At 62.2% G+C, this 20,313-nt stretch carries 15 protein-coding genes; 6 read left to right on the forward strand and 9 right to left on the reverse strand.

The genetic code is table 11. From position 1 onward, the window contains the following. Window positions 1-9 precede the first annotated feature (9 nt). Genes ACYJP6_RS07800 through ACYJP6_RS07820 form a run of 5 tightly spaced genes read right to left on the reverse strand, consistent with a single transcriptional unit; the run spans window position 10 to window position 7,052 of the window. Window positions 10-4,470: a pilus assembly protein gene (locus tag ACYJP6_RS07800; RefSeq protein ID WP_459474471.1), complete on the reverse strand. Its 4,461-nt coding sequence runs from the start codon at window positions 4,468-4,470 to the stop codon at window positions 10-12. Window positions 4,471-4,489: 19 nt separating this feature from the next. Next, window positions 4,490-5,113, reverse strand: a complete 624-nt coding sequence (locus tag ACYJP6_RS07805) for a PilX N-terminal domain-containing pilus assembly protein (RefSeq protein ID WP_459474472.1) — start codon at window positions 5,111-5,113, stop codon at window positions 4,490-4,492. Beyond that, complete coding sequence (locus ACYJP6_RS07810) at window positions 5,110-6,021, reverse strand: PilW family protein (RefSeq protein WP_459474474.1); 912 nt, start codon at window positions 6,019-6,021, stop codon at window positions 5,110-5,112. Before ACYJP6_RS07810 ends, ACYJP6_RS07805 begins: the two co-directional genes overlap by 4 nt. 9 nt (window positions 6,022-6,030) lie before the next feature. Continuing rightward, on the reverse strand, window positions 6,031-6,558 hold the full coding sequence (gene pilV, locus ACYJP6_RS07815) for a type IV pilus modification protein PilV (protein ID WP_459474475.1): 528 nt from the start codon (window positions 6,556-6,558) through the stop codon (window positions 6,031-6,033). Next, a complete protein-coding gene (locus ACYJP6_RS07820) occupies window positions 6,555-7,052 on the reverse strand; it encodes a GspH/FimT family pseudopilin (RefSeq protein WP_459474476.1) in 498 nt (165 codons plus the stop codon). The genes pilV and ACYJP6_RS07820 overlap by 4 nt, the downstream gene beginning before the upstream one ends. 1,216 nt (window positions 7,053-8,268) lie before the next feature. Here ACYJP6_RS07820 and ACYJP6_RS07825 point away from each other — a divergent pair. Continuing rightward, a complete protein-coding gene (locus ACYJP6_RS07825; RefSeq protein WP_459474477.1) occupies window positions 8,269-8,952 on the forward strand; it encodes a class I SAM-dependent methyltransferase in 684 nt (227 codons plus the stop codon). Between the two features lie 13 nt (window positions 8,953-8,965). On the opposite strand, the gene ACYJP6_RS07830 is transcribed toward ACYJP6_RS07825, so the two are convergent. Both ACYJP6_RS07830 and ACYJP6_RS07835 read right to left on the reverse strand, forming a co-directional pair. Next, window positions 8,966-9,949 carry a DUF6515 family protein gene (locus ACYJP6_RS07830; protein WP_459474478.1) on the reverse strand — a complete coding sequence of 328 codons (984 nt, stop codon included), beginning with the start codon at window positions 9,947-9,949 and terminating at the stop codon, window positions 8,966-8,968. A 78-nt stretch (window positions 9,950-10,027) separates the two neighbouring features. Next, window positions 10,028-11,104 carry an aldo/keto reductase gene (locus ACYJP6_RS07835; RefSeq protein WP_459474479.1) on the reverse strand — a complete coding sequence of 359 codons (1,077 nt, stop codon included), beginning with the start codon at window positions 11,102-11,104 and terminating at the stop codon, window positions 10,028-10,030. Window positions 11,105-11,231: 127 nt separating this feature from the next. Here ACYJP6_RS07835 and proP point away from each other — a divergent pair, with 127 nt between their 5' ends. Beyond that, window positions 11,232-12,683 carry a glycine betaine/L-proline transporter ProP gene (gene proP, locus ACYJP6_RS07840; protein WP_459474480.1) on the forward strand — a complete coding sequence of 484 codons (1,452 nt, stop codon included), beginning with the start codon at window positions 11,232-11,234 and terminating at the stop codon, window positions 12,681-12,683. Window positions 12,684-13,311: 628 nt separating this feature from the next. Next, window positions 13,312-13,791, forward strand: coding sequence for an Lrp/AsnC family transcriptional regulator (locus tag ACYJP6_RS07845; protein ID WP_459474481.1), 480 nt, complete (start codon window positions 13,312-13,314; stop codon window positions 13,789-13,791). On the opposite strand, the gene ACYJP6_RS07850 is transcribed toward ACYJP6_RS07845, so the two are convergent. Both ACYJP6_RS07850 and ACYJP6_RS07855 read right to left on the reverse strand, forming a co-directional pair. Next, the gene (locus tag ACYJP6_RS07850; RefSeq protein ID WP_459474482.1) at window positions 13,765-14,616 is read right to left on the reverse strand and encodes a Brp/Blh family beta-carotene 15,15'-dioxygenase; all 852 of its coding nucleotides are present in this window, start codon (window positions 14,614-14,616) and stop codon (window positions 13,765-13,767) included. The genes ACYJP6_RS07845 and ACYJP6_RS07850 overlap by 27 nt on opposite strands. A 2-nt stretch (window positions 14,617-14,618) precedes the next feature. Next, window positions 14,619-15,311, reverse strand: coding sequence for a bacteriorhodopsin (locus tag ACYJP6_RS07855; RefSeq protein ID WP_459474483.1), 693 nt, complete (start codon window positions 15,309-15,311; stop codon window positions 14,619-14,621). A 219-nt stretch (window positions 15,312-15,530) separates the two neighbouring features. Here ACYJP6_RS07855 and ACYJP6_RS07860 point away from each other — a divergent pair, with 219 nt between their 5' ends. From ACYJP6_RS07860 to ACYJP6_RS07870, 3 genes are all read left to right on the forward strand, one after another. Then, window positions 15,531-15,923 (forward strand): globin domain-containing protein, encoded by a 393-nt coding sequence (locus tag ACYJP6_RS07860; protein ID WP_459474484.1) that lies wholly within the window; start codon window positions 15,531-15,533, stop codon window positions 15,921-15,923. Window positions 15,924-16,576: 653 nt separating this feature from the next. Beyond that, complete coding sequence (locus ACYJP6_RS07865; RefSeq protein WP_459474486.1) at window positions 16,577-18,421, forward strand: 3'-5' exonuclease; 1,845 nt, start codon at window positions 16,577-16,579, stop codon at window positions 18,419-18,421. 28 nt (window positions 18,422-18,449) lie between these two features. After that, entirely contained in the window at window positions 18,450-20,303 is a 1,854-nt protein-coding gene (locus tag ACYJP6_RS07870) for an AAA family ATPase (protein WP_459474487.1), read from the forward strand. Window positions 20,304-20,313: the final 10 nt, after the last annotated feature.

Raw genomic sequence — 20,313 nt, forward strand, 5'->3', positions numbered from 1 at the left:
TCTCCCCACTCATTGCGGTTGCGGTATCACCCGCCAGGTCTGGCGTCCGGACATCTGGCTACCTTTGTTAACGGTAGTCGAGATACCGTCCGTGGTGACCAACTGATTGCTGGCCAAGGTGGTACCGCCTGCGATCGTACCGAAACCCGACACGACGGTACCATTCAGACTATCCAGACTGTTGACCACGCCATCGCCATTCAGGTCGAAGACATTGAAGCTGGTGCGACCTCCGGATGCCGGATCTACCGCATAGGCCCAGCCGGTAACACCCGAAGAACAGACGTCGGCATTGGGCGTCAGGGTATTGAACACCAGCGTCTGGCCACTGGCGGTCATCGGGTCTACCACACGCTCGCCAAGCGCCTGGTTATTGCTCTGCAGATCGAGATACCAGCCGCTGACCGTCGTCCAGTTCACCGCCGTGTTGCTCAGCACTCGCGCGCTCTTGCCGCTCACGGTGCTCTCACTGGTAATGGTCTGGCGTTGCAGATTGCTGCGCTGGAGCGTGGTCAGGCTGGTGACGGTATTGGGCGTCGAGGCAGTCGAGACATTCTTGTCCCAGATGCCATAGACGCTTTGCAGACTCGTCGACGTCTTGTCTTCGGTGGCGAAGTAGCTACCCGTACCGAACATCACGATGAAGCCCGTACCGGATGGATGCTTGACCACCGACGGCGGCGCCGTGATGGGCTGGATCACGCCATTGGTGTCGCTGCTCCGCGCCGTGTACAGCGGTTTGCCACCGAAGGCGACCGTGAAGTTGTCGACCGTCGCCGTGGCGGTGAGGTTGCCATTGTTCAGCAGATCGAAGCGCCAGAGATTGCCCTTCAGATCGCCGCCGTAGACGTAGTCGGCGACACCGTCGGAATTGACGTCCAGCACCTTGAGATTGAACAGCCCGTTGCTCTGGGTAGCGGTTTCGGCGTCCAGCTTCTTGAGCAGCTTGCCGGTGGCGATGTCGAGGATCAGCAGCGAAGCCGTCCCGCCATTGCCGTTGTAGCCATTGCCTGCCAGGACCGCCCACTGCCCCGTGTGCAGGCGTGAGACCAGCGGCGTACCGAAGCTGTAGCCCAGGGTAGGCTCGGTCTGGGTGTTGCCGCCGGCGTTGCTCGCCTCACCGTTGAACTCCCAGAGCAGCTTGATGGCATCCGGATCGGTAATGTCGAGCGCGAAGAGGGAACGGCCGCCGCCACGCAGGGTACCGATGAGCACCTTGTGCCAGGCGCTGCCGAAATAGACGTCGGCGATGACCGGCGAGCCATCCACGTAATAGGTGTGCTGCGAGGCGGTCGCGTTGTTGTAATTCGGCTTGGCCAGCAGGTAGAGGTTGGGGATCACCGCCGTGGGCACGAAGGCGAAGGCCTCCTGACCGGTGGTCGCATTGAAGCCATGCAGCATGCCGTCGTTGGCGCCCACGTAGACCATCGGCGCTTCGGCGGCCTGGTTGGTCTTGAAGGTGCCGTAGTCACCACCGCTTTCCAGGGCATTGGCCGCACTGGTGAGATACTGGGCGCCATTGGCCAGTGCCGGGGCGGAGTTGATGATATCGCCCAGCGGACTCGACCGCTGCCGATAGGTGGAGGTCGCCAGGCTGTTGTCGCCCTTGAGGAAGTTGACCTTGTTGGCATCCAGATTGGACTGCAGGCTGGTGCCCCCATAGGTGCGCCTGGCAAGAGCGGCGTAGGTGAAGTCCTGTAATCCGCTACCGGCGCCGGGAACCGCGGCCATCTTGATGACGCGCGATCCCCAACCGGGCAATTGGGCGCTGGCCTTCCACACCTGGGTAGTGGTCTTGGTGGCCGTGCCGGAGCTGCTCGGGGTGACCTCGATGGTGCTCTTGGTCAGATCGCCGCTCCAATAGCTGGCATTCATGCTGGTGGTATAGGTGTCGTAGCGCGTGGCCGTACCGCTGCTGGTGCTCTGGTAGGGCAGTACCGCCGGGGCCGATACCGAGTTGTTGCTCTGCAGGATCTGGTTGAAGGCATTGGACAACTGGGTCTTGAGGGTGGAGGCGTTGGTGACCAGGAAGTAGTTGTCCGGGGTGCCGGATTTGTTGGAGTCCCAATCGCCGGCGACCGGCAAGGGGCTGTTACTGGAATAGTTGAAGCCGCCCCACTTGGCCGCATACCACAGCGGGTTCTGCAGGTTGGTGACCAAGGAGCTGGAAGACGGAGTGAAGGTGCGCGTGGTGGAAGAACCGCCATTCACCACCACGCTGTTGCTCTTGCGGCCGGGCAGTGACGGGCAGGCATTGGCATTGCTCACGCAGGCACCCGGCAGTCTGCCGGGTGGGGTATCCAGCGGGTTGTGCAGGCTACCGCTGTTGGACGACGTCCCGCCGCCGGTCACCTCCAGGTAGATGCCATCGGCGTTGGTACCCGACATGGTGTAGCCCATGTGGGAGTCGTTGCCCGATACCGAATACTGGGTGTCGCTGGTGACGGTGACGGTACCGTCGGCGTTGGCCGCCAGGGTGTAGAGGACGATGGCGTCCATGTCGTAGTCGCCACCCTGGGCGGCGTCGTCGTAGACCACGCGGAAGCTGATCAGCGGCCGACCGTTGTTCTTGGTGCTATCCACCGCCATGCCGCTGAGGTTGGCCATGGTGTCGACGTAGAAGCCGGTGATCTGCTCGGTCGCCTGGTAGGTGGAGCCCTGGCTGGTAACCTTGCCGAAAGGCACCAGGGTCAGGGTACCCCGGCTGGTGGTCATCTGGATGCGCGGCTGGGTCGAGGACAGGGCGACGGCGAAGGTCTTCAGCCGCTGTCCACTGGTGGTCAGGGCGGTCTTGTTGCCGTAGTAGGCGACACTGGCGATGTTGTAGGTTCCCTGCCGGGTGGGTTCGTCGGGCAGGCCACGGAACAGGCCGAAGCCGTTCACCGCCTTAGCCGTGGGCGCATAGTCGGAGGTACTGCCCGCCACCTCGCCGATGTTGATGCTGCGACTGCCACCCACCTCGTTGTTCCAGATGGTCTGGCCCAGGCTACGGACACTGAAATCCGTCAGGGTTTCGGGTACCGACGTCGCCGTGAAGGCACTGTCCGGCAGATCCGAGTCATAGCTCGGATTCACGTCACTGAGCAGCGTCTGGAAGGGCTTGGAGCACGACGGATAGGTGCTGTAGGGATTGCTCCAGCTGGTCACCGAGGGCAGACCCAGGCCGCTATCCACCGAACCCGCGGCATAGCCGGAAGTAGGGGTGGTGGCACCGCTGAAGTAGCGCAACACCTCGTAGGACATCTCCGCCAGCGGATTGCCGTAGTTATAGCACTTGCCATTGGCCAGGTCGTTGCCAGGCGACCCCCAGCCCGAGCAGGCGTTGTCCTGGGAATACTGGATGCCGTCCAAGGTGGCGATGATGCCCTGCTTGGTGTAGGTCGTGGTTCTGCCGGAGGTGCTGGCGACGCCGAAGATGCCGGTATTGGCATCCACCTCGTTGGCGAAGGAACTGATGGCCTTGCGCAGCACCCCACCCTGAAGATTGTCGTTGTAGGTGCCGGTCAGCAGACCGAAGTACATCTGGTTGCCTTCGCCATAGTCGTGCAGCAGCCCGGTCGGCTTGTACTGGCCATTGGGATAGGCCTTGCAGTTGCTCTCCAGCAGCCCACTGACGCAGGCCTGGACACGGACGTTGAAGCTGTAGACGTTGCGGCCGGAGGCGCTGGTGAGGGTTCCCGAGGGCGTGGTGCCCGACAGTCCCACGTCCCTGAACGCGGTAGTAGTGGCGGTGTCCTGTCCCTGCACCGACTCGCGCGAGACCCAGCCCCAGATACGGATATCGGTGGTGCTGGGGATGACCCTCAGGCTCGGCTGGTTGTTGTAGGTGGTATTGGCGAACAGTGCATAACTACCGGCACCGTCGCTGGGTGTGCTGATCGGTGCGTAGTCGGAGATGTTGTAGCCGTCGCGGGTATTGCTGCGGTACTCCTTGCCCCAGGAGTGCGCATCGGCCGGCACGTTGCCGCGCGCCAGCACGGTGCTGGTCGCGGTATCGGTCGAGCGATAGCCGCCATAGAGCACCTTGCGCAGGGCATCCATCCGCGAGGTGGTCAGGTAGTTGAGGAAGTCACCGCTCCAGGGCGCATCGCTATTACCGGTCCCGCACTTCTTCGGCGTACCGGTCGTGGGGGTGCCGGCAATCGCCGTACCCGCCTCCTGGGGGACGAAATAGCCGTTGGCCGTATCGTAGCTGTAGCACTTACCGGAATCGAAATAGCCGGTGTAGTCGATGACCGCCGGCTTGTAGTAGATGTCCAGCACCCCGTCGCCGTCCAGATCCGCCGCGTCGTTATAGGCCGGGGCATAGAGCTTGTGGTCACGCTCCACCACCAGCATGTTCAGCGGTGGCACCGAGCTGTTGACGAAGAGCGGCGTCTGGGTGGGGAAGTTGGTGGCGGCCTGGGCGCTGAAGGCCAGGGCGAGCAGTTGCAGGGGCAACAGGAAATAGCGGCGACCACGAGCGTTCATGGATAGCGTCTCCGGTCGATCAGAAGGATTTTGCCATGACGGATCTCAGGGTGATCCGTTGGCCGACTTGATTGCTCGCGCAGCCCGCACCGGCGCAGCTATCGACTTCGTAGTAGCGGGTACCGCACCCCGTCAGGGCGCAATTGTTTTCGCTACCGGTGTCGAGCGGACCGAGATCGACCACGTACCAGCGGGCATTGGGCGTTTCCGCCGTGGTGCCGGTACTCAGGATGCTGTAGCCGTCCAGGGCCGCACTGGGGTCGCCATTGCGGAACAGTGGCGTCATGTAGCCCAGGGGCACGCTGCGATTGCTGATCGTCTCGCTGCCCAGGGCGGTGCCCGCGGCATTCAGATAGGCGTTGTTGCGCAGTTGGTAGGGCATGCAGAACGTCAGGCTGCAGGTGCTCGCCAGGTCAGGCGCGACGACGGCCTTGCCGACCACCCCTTCCCCCGCTCTCAGTGCGGTCTCCGCGGCACTCTGCAGATTGTGCTGCTGCTTGATGTTGCCCATGACCCGCGATTCCAGGGTGACGCCACGCAGGCTGGTCAGCGCCAGAATCGTCAGCAACAGCAGTAGGACCAGCGCGATCAACAGGGACGCGCCGCGCTGTCGTTGTCCGGGCAGCCGTCGATAGGGGGTCATGGCATCAGGTTCCTGAGGGTGATGGTGTCCTGGGCGATCTGATAGAGGTAGGCGTTGCCGGTGAAGGTGGTGGCGTAGAGCTGGTTCCACTGGCCCAGGACCGGCGGTGTATCGGCACTGTCCCTCAAGCCCTGACCGGTAGACTGCATCAATGCCGAGTAGCGCACGGCGCGGATCAGGTTGGCCGTACTGGCGGACGGCGCGAGGGTATAGGAGGAAACGTTTTTCTCCGTACCCACACCGTAATCGAAGCGCAGATCCCGGACGCCACCGATCAGCTGCGCCGTACCGGTATCACCGTTGACCCGGGTGCAGATACCGTTACCACAGGCCAGCAGATTGCTGGCGCACACCAGGGCGCCAGGCCGCTCATTGGCCGCGCCCGTGGTGAAGGTGCTATCCGCGGCGAGGGAAAAGCGCTCGACGACCACCGCGTTCTGGCTGGTGGTCGAGTATTCGTAGGGCGCATCGGCATTGTTGGCCAGAGTGGTCGACTGGGCGCTGAGCACCTGGCCGCGACAATCGGTTTCGCGCGCGTCGCGCGCCTGATAGCGGATACAGATACTGGTGGCATCGCCGATCACCGCCGCGCCCGCCGCGAAGTTGCAACCCAGGGCGTTGCCCGCCGTCGTGCTACCGCTGTCGGCCGGGAAATCCTGGGTGACCGCAATGTCCGGCCGGCGTCGATAGCCCGCCTTGGCCAGCTCCTGGCTGAGCAAGGCCAGGGCGAAGCGACCATTTTCCTGGTTGAGCTCCTGGCTCTGCTGGAACAGGTAGGTTTTCTTGTTGTTGATATAGAGCTGAGTGACCCCCAGGATCAGGAAGCTGCTGATCGCCAGGGCCACCATCAGCTCGACGATGGACAGTCCCCGTTGCCGGGCCGGTAAGGTCACGAAGCGGTTGAGCATGGGCGGCCTTCAGAGTCGGGTTCGCAAACGGTAGGTGCAGATGGACCCGGTACCGTTACCGGCCGGGGTCCCGGCATCCAGACAACTATCGACCGGCGCGGTCCAGGCCACCTGGATCTCCAGGTAGTCGCCGCCGCTACAAGACGAGGCCGCGCCCGTGGGACCCGGGGTAGCGTTCTGGCACACATAGAAGGAGTTGGTCAGCAGGTCCGTCGCCCCGGGCAGCACGGCACTGGCCTGGACCGCCCAGCAGGCGAGCTGGTCGGCTGCCGCGGTCGGTGTCGGTCGACAGCTGGCGGGCGCACTGGCAAAGGCGCTGCCGGGCGCCTTGAGGTAGCTGGCGACCGCGCCGGGATTGGCGCGAACGAGTTCGAGGAGATCGTTGGCCAACATCATGGCAGCGTTGCGCTGTACGGAGTCCTGGGTGAAGGGCACCGCTTTGCTCTGCAGCGCGGCAACGCCCAGCAGGCCGACGCAGATCAGCACGACGCTGACCAACACCTCGATCATGCTGAAGCCCTGCGAGCGATGCCTCACGAACACTCCCCCGTCTGCGGTCGATCCGCGGAAGGCAGGGTGATGCGTCCGGTCACGCTGACGCCGACGAAGCGGCATTGCCCTGACTGGTCGCTGGCGCAGAGGGTGAAGCACTGACTGGTCGTGGCCCCACTGGTACCGGTCGCACCGAAGCTTGCCTGAGCGGCGCCGGAGCTCACCGTCACCCCGCTTTGCAGCCCACCGGCGTCGATACGCCTGAGCGTCTGCCCTGCCGCCGAAAGGGTGAAGCCGGCATTCCAGGCGGTGGGACTGCTGGCGGTCAAGGTGACGGTCACGCCGCGGGTGATGGCCTCGCCACGGGCATATTGCAGCACCCCTGCCAGTTCATCGGCAGCGGTCTGGACCCGATTGGAGCGAATCAGACTGGCGAAGTTGGGCGCAGCCATGGCTACGAAGATGCCCAGCAAGGCCACTACCACCAGCATCTCGATCAGGGTGAAGCCTTGGATCGGACGGAACGACGATCTTTTCATGAACGGAGTACCCAAGCGAAAAGCGCAAGCTCGGAATCCCATTCCGCAGCGAGACAGCGCTCAGTCATCGTCCTTGAGCATTCAGACAACAGCGTAACGACCCGCAGCAACGAGCTCGGGCGCGTTCCGCTAACGTAATGCCTCTACCATGCTGCGTCCAAGGCGGACGCAAGTCAGCCAACGCGTGATGGTCGGCCCCTAAACCATGATGATCGGTGTGCTGGCCGCGCCTTGTATCCGGCTGGACAACTCATCCAGCGCTTGGCCCAGCATGGGAGGGCAACACCCGATGTCGGACGGCGACCCCTGCCATGACCATCAGAGCCACGCCGGCAGGTTCACCACCGGGCGCCACCTCCCTCGATCGAGGGCGAAGCTTTGCAGGTCAGCCTCAGACGGCACAGCCTAATTCTTAGTCTTCAGGTAAGAGTGAAGCCTGCAGCCTGCTTCATGCCAGGTCTGCCTTGTGTCCAGCGGAATAGCGGCCATGCTGCGCCAAAATCGGGCAGAAATCAGCCATAGCAGGATATGCGGCCGTCTGGGCGGGATGACTGGACGACCTAGCGGAGCGGTGAGCTAGCCTCATCGGACACCAGGGATTAGCTTGTAAAAGGTAAATAAAGCCAGCTAACCATTGGTCTTCCAACTGCCTCCTCCTGTCCGAACGCAGAGATACGCTGACTGCGCCAAACCCTGCCCTACCGACCCGCTCTCCCTGGCCAGGCCATACGGACGCGTCCTGCCTGCCAGGCGTGTGCTCCACGCCCCGGGGCATCTCGGCTTGCCGTGTGCAATTAATCGCCAACTCCACGGGTGTTGAAAACAAGCCGACCCCTCAGTGCTCGTTATAAAACTTGATTGAACGAGCAAACAACAACATCAATAGTGCTTATTTTTTTATTGAAAGAACGAACAATCAAAAACATCGGCGAGCATCAACTTCTCATTCATGAAAAACCAAAGGCATTACAACTAGCCAAACACTTGGCAATTGTTTTAAAAGAAACCTGCCGTTATGTCCTGCAGCCGCTCCGCCTGGCCGGCAACCCTGAAAAACCTGGGCTGCCGCGGGCTACCAGGCCTGGCTGCACAGCCCCGACGAAATAGCGAAACGGATGCCACCTCGCTGACGGCCTTCACTATTCATTAACGGACACCACGCCGAGTGAAGGCTCTACTGCCTCAGCTTTCATCTACCGATAATGACAAGGCCGCTATGCACGACTCGAAGAAAATCGATTATTCGCTGAATACCGCCGATACGTCCGCGCCTCATTCCGCCCTGGATAATGCCGCCATCATTTCCGCCTACCGGCGCTGGGCCAATGTCTACGATCGGGTGTTCGGTGGCGTCTCGGCGCCTGGGCGCAAGCGAGCGGTAGCGGCGGTCAATGCCCTGGCCGGCACCCGGGTGCTGGAAGTCGGCGTGGGCACGGGCCTCGCCCTGCCGCATTACGGCGCGGACAAGAGGGTCACCGGGATCGATCTGTCACCCGACATGCTGGCCAAGGCCCGGGAGCGCGTCGCCCGCGACGGCATCACCACCGTGGAGGCCCTGCTCGAAGCCAATGCCGAGGATACCGGCCTGCCCACCGGCTCCTTCGATATCGCCGTGGCCATGTTCGTGGCGTCCGTGGTGCCCAATCCACGCAAGTTGATGCAGGAGATGCGGCGCGTGGTGAAACCGGGTGGCCACCTGCTGCTGGTCAATCATTTCCAGGCCGACCAGGGCCTGCGCCTGCTGGCGGAAAAGGCCCTGGCGCCGGCATCGCGCAAGCTGGGCTGGCATCCGGACTTCGCCATGGCCTCCATCCTCTCCCGCGATGACCTGCGCCGGGCCAGCCGCAGCAGCGTGCCGCCCTTTGGGCTCTTCACCCTGGTGCAGCTGACCAACGAGTAGCGCTGTCGCTGCCCTACTCCACTCGATACCCGCGCCCCGCCAGGCAAGAGGCCAGGGCCTGGCGGAAGCGCTGGCTGAGGTAGGGATCGGCGACCGTACCGGGTCGCTCGGGATCGAAGCCCGAGCTGCCGGCGGCGTTGCGGCGACAGTCGTATCTGTCCTGGGCGTAGCGCTCCGGCGGCTGTCCCTGCATCGGGTAGGCGGTGACGTCGTAGGCATCGTAGCCACCGCCGGCGGGCGCGGCGGACGTGCTCGGTACCGCAGCGACCGTGGGATCGGCGACGGTGACGAAGCCACCGCCCGGATCGGTGCGGTAGTAGCTGCCCGCGGCGAAGTAGTAGGTGGTGCCGCCCATCCACAGCGTCTCGGCGAAGGCCGGCAGGACACTGACCCGCACGCCGGTGGGCGGTAGCGTCACCACGTAGCGCGGGCCCTGGGGGCGATACCAGTAGCCATCGGCATAGTAGTACTGGCTATCCCGGTACCAGATGCGCGTGAAGCCGGCCGGCACCCCGGGCACCTCGAAGCCGGGGCGCCATTGCGGATGGGCGCCCCAGCCCGGCCGCGCATTCGACCAGCGCGGATCCTGATCGGGACCCGGCCGCGGATAGCCGCGATCCGGCTGACCCGGCGGCGGCATGCCGTAGCCGGGCCGCGGCGGCGGAACGGGTCGATCCTGCCAGGCCGGCTGGTAGCCGGGCTGAGGCGGGCGATCGTTGCGCTCCCAACGCTCCAGCGCCGGGCCGTTGCCCCGCCCTGGACCCTCGCCGCGACCGGGAGGTCCGCCGTTCCAGCCGCCCTGGCTACCTTGACCACCGCCCTGCCAGCCTCTGCCAGGCGCAGACGGCGGCGTCGGGCCAGGCGGCGGTGCACTGCCGGCCGGCGGTGTCGTGTAGCCGCCGCCGAGGCGAATGTCGCCATCGGCCCAGGCGGGGGTGGTGCTGCCCAGCGAGAGGCCGAGCAGGGCGAGCGCGAACAGGACGGCAGGCGATTTCATCGCGCGGCTCCTCGGGGAAGAGCGACCAGATTACCTCAAGCCGTGGCCGAGCCCAGGCCTCGACCTCCATTCGCCGGGCTACTTGTCGCGGCGCCGTTCCAGGGTCTTGCGCTGCTCGGCCAGGAAGGGCTGCTCGGCCGGGTCCAGGCGATCCATCCCGGCGACGATACGGTGCCAATAGGGATACAGCGGCTCGCGGCGGGTCGCCGCCTCGATCTGCGCGGACTCCTCGGCGGTCAGCACCAGCTCCATGGCCGCCAGGTTGTCGTGCAGCTGGGCTTCGCTGCGGGCGCCGACGATCAGGCCGGTGATGCCTGGCCGGTCCTTGAGCCAGGCCAGGCAGACCTGGGCCACCGAGACGCCATGGGCATCGCCCACCGCGGCCAGGGTCTCGATGATGTCCAGGGCGCGCTCGGGATCGTGCACATAGGGCTCGGGCCAGCCACTGCCCTGCCGGGTGTCCTTGGGCGCCGGCTTGCCGCGGCGGGTCGAGCCGGTCAGCAGGCCTTCGCCCATGGGGCCCCAGACCAGGGTGCCAACGTCCTGGTCGAGCGCCAGCGGCAGCAGCTCGTATTCCGCCTCGCGGGATTCCGGGGTGTAGTAGATCTGCTGGCTGACCGGCTTGCTGAAGCCGTGCAGCTCGGCCTTGCCCAGGGTCTTCATCATCTGCCAGCCGGTGTAGTTGCTGGTGCCGAAGTAACGCACCTTGCCGCTCTGTACCAGCTGCGTCATGGCTTCCAGCGTCTCTTCGATGGGGGTGACGTTGTCCCAGTTGTGCAGCTGGTAGAGATCCAGATGATCGGTGCCCAGGCGACGCAGGCTGTTCTCGCAGGCGCGGATCAGGTGGTAGCGCGAGGCGCCGCTATCGTTGGGATCGTCGCTCATGGCGCTGCGCCCCTTGGACGCCAGCAGGATGCTGTCGCGCTTGTCGCCCAACGCCTGGCCGACGATTTCCTCGGCCAGGCCGTAGGAATAGAGGTCGGCGGTATCCACCAGGTTGACGCCCGCATCGAAGGCGATGTCGAACAGCCGGCGCAGGGTGCGCAGGTCGATGCCGCCGCACTTCTCGAACCCCTCGCGACCGCCCACCTGCAGGGTGCCGAGGGCGAGTTGGGAAACCAGCAGGCCGGAATGGCCGAGCGGACGATACTGCATGGTGCCTCCACGGATTTTTTGCACGTGAAGGGTCGACTCCAGGCGCGGCGGGCAAGTTTCAACCGCACAGGAATCGCACTTACAGCGGGTTGCTCGGGTCTATGGCCCCACGCAAGGAGGAAAACACATGTCGAAACACCATCATCACGTCGGCTGGTTCAAGCGTCGTCACGAGGTTAAGCCGGACGACCTCACCATCGTGGACAATTCCCTGGTCAAGCGCGCCGTCGGCGCCGCTGCCCTGGGCAATGCCATGGAATGGTTCGATTTCGGCGTCTATGGCTACCTCGCCGTGACCCTGGGCAAGGTCTTCTTTCCCGATGGCAACGCCGCGGCCCAGTTGATCGCCACCTTCGCCACCTTTACCGTGGCCTTCCTGGTGCGCCCGCTCGGCGGCATCGTGTTCGGCCCGCTGGGTGATAAATACGGCCGCCAGAAGATCCTGGCGCTCACCATGATCATGATGGCCCTGGGTACCTTCAGCATCGGCCTGATCCCCAGCTACGAGAGCATCGGCATCTGGGCACCGGCCCTGCTGCTGCTCGCCCGGGTGGTGCAAGGCTTCTCCACCGGCGGCGAATACGGCGGGGCGGCGACCTTCATCGCCGAATACGCCACCGACAAGACCCGCGGGCGCATGGGCAGCTGGCTGGAGTTCGGCACCCTGGCCGGCTACATCGCCGGGGCCGGGACGGTCACCGCCCTCACCGCGGCGCTGACCCAGGAACAGCTGCTCGACTGGGGCTGGCGGGTGCCCTTCTTCATCGCCGGCCCGCTCGGCCTGCTCGGTCTCTACATGCGCCTGAAGCTGGAAGAAACGCCGGCGTTCAAGGCCCACGCCGAGGCCAACGAAGGCAAGGCAGCGGACAGCCCGGCGCACAGCCTGCGCGAGCTGTTCACCCTGCACCGCGTGGCCCTGCTCAAGTGCATCGGCCTGGTGCTGGTGTTCAACGTCACCGACTACATGCTGCTGACCTACATGCCCAGCTACCTGGCCGTGACCATGGGTTATGCCGAGACCAAGGGCCTGCTGCTCATCCTCATCGTCATGGTGGTGATGATGCCGCTCAACATCCTGGGCGGTTTCTTCAGCGACCACCTGGGCCGCAAGCCGATGATCATCGGCGCGTGCCTCGCGATCCTGGTCCTGGCGATCCCCTGCCTCAAGCTGATCGGCAGCGGCGAGGACTGGCTGATCTTCCTCGGTCTGATGCTGCTGGGCATCGCCCTGGCCTGCTTCACCAGCACCATGCCCTCCACCCTGCCGGCGCTGTTCTATACCCCGATCCGCTACAGCGCCCTGTCCATCGCCTTCAACATCTCGGTGTCGCTGTTCGGCGGGACCACCCCGCTGGTCACCGCCTGGCTGGTGGAAAAGACCGGCGACCCGCTGGTGCCGGCCTACTACCTGATGGTGGCAGCGGTGATCGGCATCCTGACCATGCTCACCGTGCGCGAGACCGCCGGCAAACCCCTGCGCGGCTCGCCGCCCTCGGTGGCCAGCGAAGAGGAAGCCAAGGAATTCCTCGCCAGCGACGCGCCCCTGACCGTGGACAAGCAACCGCCAGGGCACGCCTGAGCCTCGCGGCTGCTCCACACGGGCGGCCGTAGGTTGGGTTGAGCACAGCGAAGCCCAACAGCGCCCTGGGCGCCAGCAATGTTGGGCTTCGACGATAGAGCCGCCTCAACCCAACCTACGGTCTATCGCCGCCATGGTGGCGATAAGGACGGTTGCCCCTATAGGCACGGATAACGCTGTAGGAGCGGTCACAGCGGCAGACAGCCACGGCCGCGCTGCCCTCCCTCCAACCAAAACCTCCCCCAAACGCCCCCTCTCCCACCGGGAGAGGGCCGGGGTGAGGGCCCGCCCAACGCCACAATCTCCAGCCAAAAGAAAAGGGAAGACCTGGCGGCCTCCCCTTGAATTCGTTGTCCTCTCGCACCGCTCGTGACGGTGGCTGCGATCGACCAGGAATGGTGACCTGGGCGGGCCCGGGCGCGGCGGACGGGATACCGTCGTTGGCGATGCGAAAGGCCCTCCTGGGGCGCTTCCGGTGGACAGCTCTACCGGGCTATCGAAGTTGAGTTCAGCTTACGCCCCTGCCACCGGCAGGGGCTTGCGTTGTGTGCCCTCTTTTTCGACCCTTGCGCAATCGCTAGCCATAAAATTAGCATTGAGCGCAATCGGCTATCGCAAGGCATACAAAATGGACAAACTCGACCGCTTCGATCTGAAAATCCTGGCAGAACTGCAACGCGATGCCCGCCTTTCCAACCAGGAACTGGCCGAACGCATCGGCCTGTCGCCCTCGCCCTGCTCGCGGCGGGTCAAGCAACTGGAGGACGCCGGCTATATCACCCGCCAGGTCGCCCTGCTCGATCGCAAGAAACTCGGCCTGTCGCTGACCGCCTTCGTGCTCATCGGCATGGACAGGCACACCCCGGAGCGCTTCGAGAATTTCCAGGGGATCATCGCCCAGTGCCCCGAGGTGCTGGAGTGCTGCCTGGTCACCGGCATGGATGCGGACTACCAGCTCAAGGTGGTGGTACCCGACATGGAGCACTACCAGCAGTTGCTGCTGGGTACCCTGACGCGCATCGAAGGCGTCTCCAGCGTGCGGTCGAGCTTCGTGCTCAACCAGATCCTGGCCAGCACCGAACTACCGCTCAACCACCTGCGTACCTAGCTGCGGGGCGGCCGCAGTAACAGCTCCGAGAAAGCGCGGCAGCACCAGCATGTGAGGCACGGCGAAGGCCGCCAGGACGGCGAACAGGGCGCGGATGCCGGTGCGCTCCTGCAGTAGGAAGACCAGGCCACCGGCCAGGGTGAAGACCACTGCGCCCAGCAGGATCGGCCAGGTCAGCCAGAGATAGGCCTTGAGGCTGGCTGCTCCCACTAGCCGCTGCCGTACCCCGGTCTGGGGCGCGGCGTGCAGCAGATAGAAGCCGAGGGCGAAGCCCACCAGGGGCGGCGCCAGCACCACGGCGAGCAGCGTCGCGGCGAGCCAGGGACAACGTCGCTGCCAGGCGGCCCAGGACAACAGCGGCAGCGCCAAGGCGCCACCCAAGGCGAGCGATCCGGCCATCCATGCCGCCAGATCGGCAGATCCCGCGGGGCCCATGGCCAGGGCCAGCAGCCGGGCGACGGCCTCGCGGTGCAACAGCGCCGGCCCCCCGATGATGAAGAGTCCCAGCGCCCAGGCCGTCAGCCGACCGGCGAACAGCTCGTCCTCATAGGCGAAGTGCCAGGCCGACAGCACCAGGAACAGCGCCAGCGCCAGCGCACCGGCCAGTTGCCAACAGAGCAGACAGGCCAGGGCCGTCGCCAGATACCAGCCCAGGAAGGCGGGGCGGCGTGCCGGAGAGACCAAGCACAGGTCGCTGGCGCCATGCAGCAGGCCCAAGCCCAGGCCTACCGCCAGGGCGAAGGCCAGTTGCCCCGCCCCACCCGCCAGGCTGGCGAGCCCGGCGGCCAGCAGCAGCGCCAGCCAGCCCCGCCCGGTCAGCGTCATGGCTAGACGCCAGGCCGCGCCAGGGCCGCGCGCAGGTTGCGCTCGGAGGTGAAGGCGTAGACCACCTTGGCGAGCACGTCGAGGATCAGGAAGGCCCAGACCGTGGCCGCATCACTCACCGTCCAGACACCTTCGGGGCCCACGGCGAAGACCACCGGATAGATCAGCCAGAGCACGCTGAGGAAGCCGACGTTCTTACGATAGGCCGCGCCCAGCGCCGCGTTCTGGCCAGCCAGGGCGGCCAGCGGCTTCCACAGCAGATAGAGCACCCCGGCGAAGGCCGCGCAGGACCAGGCGAAGAACACCCACTTGATGGGGCCGTAGGGCGCCAGGGAGGCGACCAGCCCGGTCACGATCATCACCACGTCGAGGGTAACGATGGAAGCCACGAACCCGGCCTGGCCCTCCTGCTCACGGGCGCCCAGGTAGGCCGAACTCACCACCCCAGCCAGCAACAGCGGCGTGGTGAAGGTCCAGTCCAGGTAGCGAGCGACATAGGTGATGCTGCCGTCCGGCTTGATCAGGTTGCCGACGCCCAGGTACATCGCCAGGTAGGCCGTGGCCGCGATGAAGGGTACCGCGGCATGCACCAGGGTATGGCCGCGCAGCGGACCGCGGTGCGCGCCCTTGGCATAGATCGCCAGGGAGGCGAGCGACATGATGATGAAACCTATGAGCAGGGGCGTTTGAGTCATGGCAGTCTCCAGGGGGGCGATGGGAGCGCAGCGACGGGCCAGCCCCTCTGGAGTAGGGGTTTCTCGGCTTCCGCTGCGCTTAGGGTAGAGAATGCGCCCCGTGAATTGGTTCAAAATGTTTCAGGCCACTGAGCGGCGAGCACCACGGCCTTGACCGAGGTCAAGAGCCCACCTTGGCCGTTCCGGCAGGCTGCCTGGTTTCGTGTCCCAGGAATCCGCATGCTGCCGGCCCAGAACGTGATGCTGAGCTACGGACGCTGCTGCGCCAGCCCCGCCTTCTTCGATGACTTCTACCAGCGCTTCCTGGCCAGCTCGCCACGGGTACGGGAGAAATTCGTGCACACCGACATGGCCGCGCAGCAACGCCTGCTGCGCCACGGCATCATGAACCTGCTTCTGGTCGCGCGCGGCATGCCGGCTACCAGGCTGCGCCAGCTGGGCGAAAGCCACTGCCGCGTGCGATTGGACATAGGCCCCGAACTCTACGAAGGCTGGGTCGACTGCTTGCTCGCCACCCTCGCCCAGCACGATCCGGACTTCGACGCGGCCTTGCGCCAGGAATGGCGTGAAGTGCTGGAAGCCGGGATCGCGGTGATGCGCAGTTATTATTGAGCGAGGCTGGGCCCTGTTGGGCTTCGCTGCGCTCAGCCCAACCTACGCCCCCCACTGACCCTACCCGCCCCAAACGCCCTCTCCCCAGGGAGAGGGCCGGGGTGAGGGCAAACCAATCCCGTAGGTTGGGCTGAGACGGTTCCATCGTCGAAGCCCAACAACCCAAAGCACTCCACCTAACCACTCCCTTTCCCTCAGGGAGAGGGCCGGGGTGAGGGCAAACCAATCCCCTAGGTTGGGCTGAGACGGTTCCACCGTCGAAGCCCAACAACCCAAAGCACTCCACCCAACCACCCCCTCTCCCTCAGGGAGAGGGCCGAGGTGAGGGCAAACCAATCCCCTAGGTTGGGCTGAGACGGTTCCACCGTCGAAGCCCAACAACCCAAAGCACTCCACCCAACCACCCCCTTTCCCTCAGGGAGAGGGCCGGGGTGAGGGCAAACCCAACCCAGACAGCTTCATTACCCAACCCAACAGCACCCGATACCGGCCAACTGCCAGCCACCATCGGTCGGCCAACTCGCCCAGTCGCCCACGAACCGCCCTGCCCGGCTTTACCCGCTTCGCTCGCCTGGCTAACGTATGACGAAAGGATTTTTGTGCGCCAGGTCTCGGTTCAAGCCGTCCTGCCCGTACCTCGGAATGGATGACCGATGGCCCGCTTTTTCCCCGCTCGCAGCCAATGCCAGTTCGATACGCCCGGTGAGCGCCGCTTCGCCGAGCGCCTGGAAAAACTGCTCGAAGACGATTACCTCTGCTGGAGCAACGTCCCGGTCGGCCCCAAGGCCCGCTATCCGGACTTTGTCGTGCTCCATCCTCGGCGCGGCATCCTGGTGCTGGAGGTCAAGGACTGGAAGCTGGCCACCCTGGAATCCGTCACTCACGGTAAGGTGCGGCTGCATACCCAGGATGGCCTCAAGACCGTCGCCAATCCCCTGCTGCAAGCCCGCTCCTACATCCTCGAAGTCGACCTGCTGCTGAAGAAGGATCCACTGCTGCGCCAGAGCGCCGGTTCGCCCCATCCGGGCCAGCTGATCATGCCCTGGGGCTGGGGCGTGGTGCTCACCGGCATCACCCGCCGCCAGTTCGAGCAGACCGATCTGGCCGACATCCTCGATCCGCAGCGGGTGCTGTTCCAGGACGAGATGACCGAAGCCGCCGACCCGGAAGCCTTCCAGCAGCGCCTCTGGGACATGTTCCCCCACGTCTTTCCCTGTGCCCTCAGCCTGCCTCAGATCGACCGGGTGCGGTATCACCTCTACCCCGAGGTGCGGGTCAACAGCCAGCCCGGTCAATTCGGCCTGTTCGACGCCACCGACGCGCCGCTGCCCAGCTTGATCAAGGTCATGGACCTGCAGCAGGAACAACTGGCCCGCTCCCTGGGCGACGGCCACCGCGTCATCCACGGCGCCGCCGGCAGCGGCAAGACCATGATCCTCGGCTATCGCTGCGCCCACCTGGCCAAGGTCTCGGTCAAACCCATCCTGGTGCTCTGCTACAACAAATCCCTGGCCGGCCGGCTGCGCCAGGTGATCGAGCAAAAAGGCCTGGGCGAGCGGGTGGTGGTGCAGCACTTCCACGGCTGGTGCTCGGAGATCCTCACGACCTACAACGCCGACAAACCCAAGTGGAGTCCGTCGGCGGATCGCTACGCGACGCAGCTCGTCGAGCACACCATCGATGCCGTCGACCGCGGCCAGATTCCTCGCGGCCAATACAGCGCCGTGCTGATCGACGAAGGCCATGACTTCGCCCCCGAGTGGTTCAAGCTGGTGGTGCAGATGGTCGACCCGAGCACCCAGTCGCTGTTGGTGCTCTATGACGACGCCCAGGCCATCTACCGTGGCAAGGGCGGCAAGAAGGCGCTGGACTTCAGCTTCGCCAGCGTCGGCATCCAGGCCCAGGGCCGCACCACCATCCTCAAGCTCAACTACCGCAACACGGTGGAGATCCTCGCCGTCGCCCGCGCCTTCGCCACCGAGCTGCTCACCAGCCGCGACGCCAGCGAGGACGGCGTGCCCCTGATCGCCCCGGAAAGCGCCGGCCGCCGCGGCCCCTTCCCCGAACTCATCCAGTGCGGCAACGACCGCGAAGAGTGGGACTTGCTCATCGCCCGTATCCGCGACGAACAGGCCAATGGCCGCCCACTCAGCGACATGGCCATCCTCTATCGCAGCAGCAGCCAGGCCTACCAGGCCGAATACGAACTCCAGAAGGTCGCCATCCCCTACCGCTCCGGTGCCAGCAACAAGGGCCGCGGCCAACTATACGACGAAGAAGACAGCGTGAAGATCGTCAGCATGCACTCCAGCAAGGGGCTGGAATTCGGCTTGGTATTGATTCCGGGGCTAGGGGAAATGCCCAAGCAGGGCGAGCCGGAAGCGGATGAGGCGAGGTTGCTGTATGTGGCGATGACGCGGGCGATTGATCGGTTGGTGATGACGTATCAAGAAGCCTCAAAATTTTCAAAAGAGATTAAAAGCATCTTACAAGATTAAAAACCACTAAAGAAAAACTGGAGAAAACATGAGCTTTTTTATAGAACGCATATACTTTGAGAACAGAGCCCCCTTCGATCTACTTGATATCAACCTAGAAAAAAATGATGTCGCCATACTGTCAGCTGCAAATGGAAGGGGGAAAACAACCGTCCTAAGCCACATAGTAGATGCAATTCATGAATTTGCCAAGTCACATTACGATTATGAATTTAAAGACCGCGAGGGCGATTACTATCGACTAGTCTCACAACTTGACAATCTCAACACGAACAAAGCGTCCGTGTTTTATCTAAGAGCCAAAATCAATCAAAAAACAGTAGATCACGTAAATATTATCGGGGAAATGGCAGAAGCCGAATATAACGCCATTCCGATAGAAAACAAAATACCTTATAGCAACTTGCAAGGCGAAATAGAAAGCAGAAAACATTCACGCAAATCAACGACCGAAAAAGATGACATAACAGACATATTTGAGAAAAATCTTTGCACCTATTTCCCAGCTTATCGCTACGAAAGACCAGGATACATAAATGACACATACGACTTCAAACTAAATTTTAAAACCAAAAGCTCAATTAAAGGTAGCATGAAAAACCCCATTGAAGTTATTAGTGGGCTTCCTGCATTTACCAATTGGCTGATGGATATTGTACTAGACATGCAATACGATTCAAAGGACAGCATACTATTCCAAAACATAAACAACCTTCTTACCCTCACCCTAAGTGGGAAATCCAAAGAAAAACTTAGATTTGGTATAGGCCCAAGAGGCTACGGCCGGACTAGAATCCAGGTTTTAGAAGCAGAATCAAGCAAAGGAATTTACCCTACAATATTTAATCTCTCATCAGGCGAATCAGCGTTACTATGTTTGTTTGGAGAAATCCTACGACACGCAGACAACATTGAACAAAATATCCGACTAGAAAAAATAGAAGGAGTCATCCTAATTGATGAAATAGACAAACATTTACACATTAAACTTCAAAGAGAAGCTCTACCTAAGCTAATAACAATCTTCCCAAATGTGCAATTTATACTCAGCTCTCACTCGCCATTCTTTTCAATGGGACTAGCTGAGTACACGCAAAAAAGATCAAAGATTATAGATCTCGAAAACTACGGGATTTATCATGATCCGACCATGAACGAGCTATACTCCGAAGTGTACGAAATGATGCTTGGGGAAAATGAAAAATTCAGATCACTATATCAAGAACTCCAAGAACAAGCAGCATCAAACAACATTCCACTTATAGTAACCGAAGGAAAAACAGACATCCAGCACATAAAAAAAGCCGCATCGGAACTCCAAATAAAAGACGACTTAACCTATTTTGAATCCCCCACCAGCTGGGGAGACTCCAAATTAGAGTCACTTTTAGATCAATTATCTAAAGTCCCTCAAAAAAAACCTGTTATAGGCATATTTGACAGAGACGTTTACAGAATAGTAAAGAAATTTGAAAGCGACACTGGATTTAAAAATTTAGGGAACAATGTTTATGCTTTTTGCCTGCCTATACCCGCAGGAAGAGAAAACTACGAAAATATTTCCATTGAATTCTACTATTCAGACAAAGATTTAAAAAAAGAGCACGATGGCAAGAGGCTATACTTTGACAATGAAATAGCCATACAACACTCTGCTCATGACCGTTCCGAGTCCGAAATAATAAAACTAGAAGCACCGAGGCAGGATATCGAAAAAAAGAAGAAGATTTACGACGCCAATTTGGGCGATACAAACTGGATACACTCAAAGTCAAGATTTGCTTCACTTATTCTTGACAACCCTGATTTCTGTAAAGACATATGCTTTAAAGAGTTTCAACTGATTTTCGACAAAATCAAACTAGTACTAAACAGCCGTTAAAGTTAGTGAC

This window comes from Pseudomonas sp. No.117, from assembly GCF_054558395.1.

Excerpts from the sequence above, each read along its gene's own strand:
- ACYJP6_RS07845 (WP_459474481.1), top strand. The coding sequence starts at position 13,312 with ATGGACAAACTCGACCGCTTCGATCTGAAAATCCTGGCAGAACTGCAA.
- ACYJP6_RS07825 (WP_459474477.1), top strand. The coding sequence starts at position 8,269 with ATGCACGACTCGAAGAAAATCGATTATTCGCTGAATACCGCCGATACG.
- ACYJP6_RS07850 (WP_459474482.1), bottom strand. The coding sequence starts at position 14,616 with ATGACGCTGACCGGGCGGGGCTGGCTGGCGCTGCTGCTGGCCGCCGGG.
- ACYJP6_RS07820 (WP_459474476.1), bottom strand. The coding sequence starts at position 7,052 with ATGAAAAGATCGTCGTTCCGTCCGATCCAAGGCTTCACCCTGATCGAG.
- ACYJP6_RS07830 (WP_459474478.1), bottom strand. The coding sequence starts at position 9,949 with ATGAAATCGCCTGCCGTCCTGTTCGCGCTCGCCCTGCTCGGCCTCTCG.
- ACYJP6_RS07800 (WP_459474471.1), bottom strand. The coding sequence starts at position 4,470 with ATGAACGCTCGTGGTCGCCGCTATTTCCTGTTGCCCCTGCAACTGCTC.
- ACYJP6_RS07805 (WP_459474472.1), bottom strand. The coding sequence starts at position 5,113 with ATGACCCCCTATCGACGGCTGCCCGGACAACGACAGCGCGGCGCGTCC.
- ACYJP6_RS07860 (WP_459474484.1), top strand. The coding sequence starts at position 15,531 with ATGCTGCCGGCCCAGAACGTGATGCTGAGCTACGGACGCTGCTGCGCC.
- ACYJP6_RS07870 (WP_459474487.1), top strand. The coding sequence starts at position 18,450 with ATGAGCTTTTTTATAGAACGCATATACTTTGAGAACAGAGCCCCCTTC.
- proP (WP_459474480.1), top strand. The coding sequence starts at position 11,232 with ATGTCGAAACACCATCATCACGTCGGCTGGTTCAAGCGTCGTCACGAG.
- ACYJP6_RS07835 (WP_459474479.1), bottom strand. The coding sequence starts at position 11,104 with ATGCAGTATCGTCCGCTCGGCCATTCCGGCCTGCTGGTTTCCCAACTC.
- ACYJP6_RS07865 (WP_459474486.1), top strand. The coding sequence starts at position 16,577 with ATGGCCCGCTTTTTCCCCGCTCGCAGCCAATGCCAGTTCGATACGCCC.
- ACYJP6_RS07855 (WP_459474483.1), bottom strand. The coding sequence starts at position 15,311 with ATGACTCAAACGCCCCTGCTCATAGGTTTCATCATCATGTCGCTCGCC.
- ACYJP6_RS07810 (WP_459474474.1), bottom strand. The coding sequence starts at position 6,021 with ATGCTCAACCGCTTCGTGACCTTACCGGCCCGGCAACGGGGACTGTCC.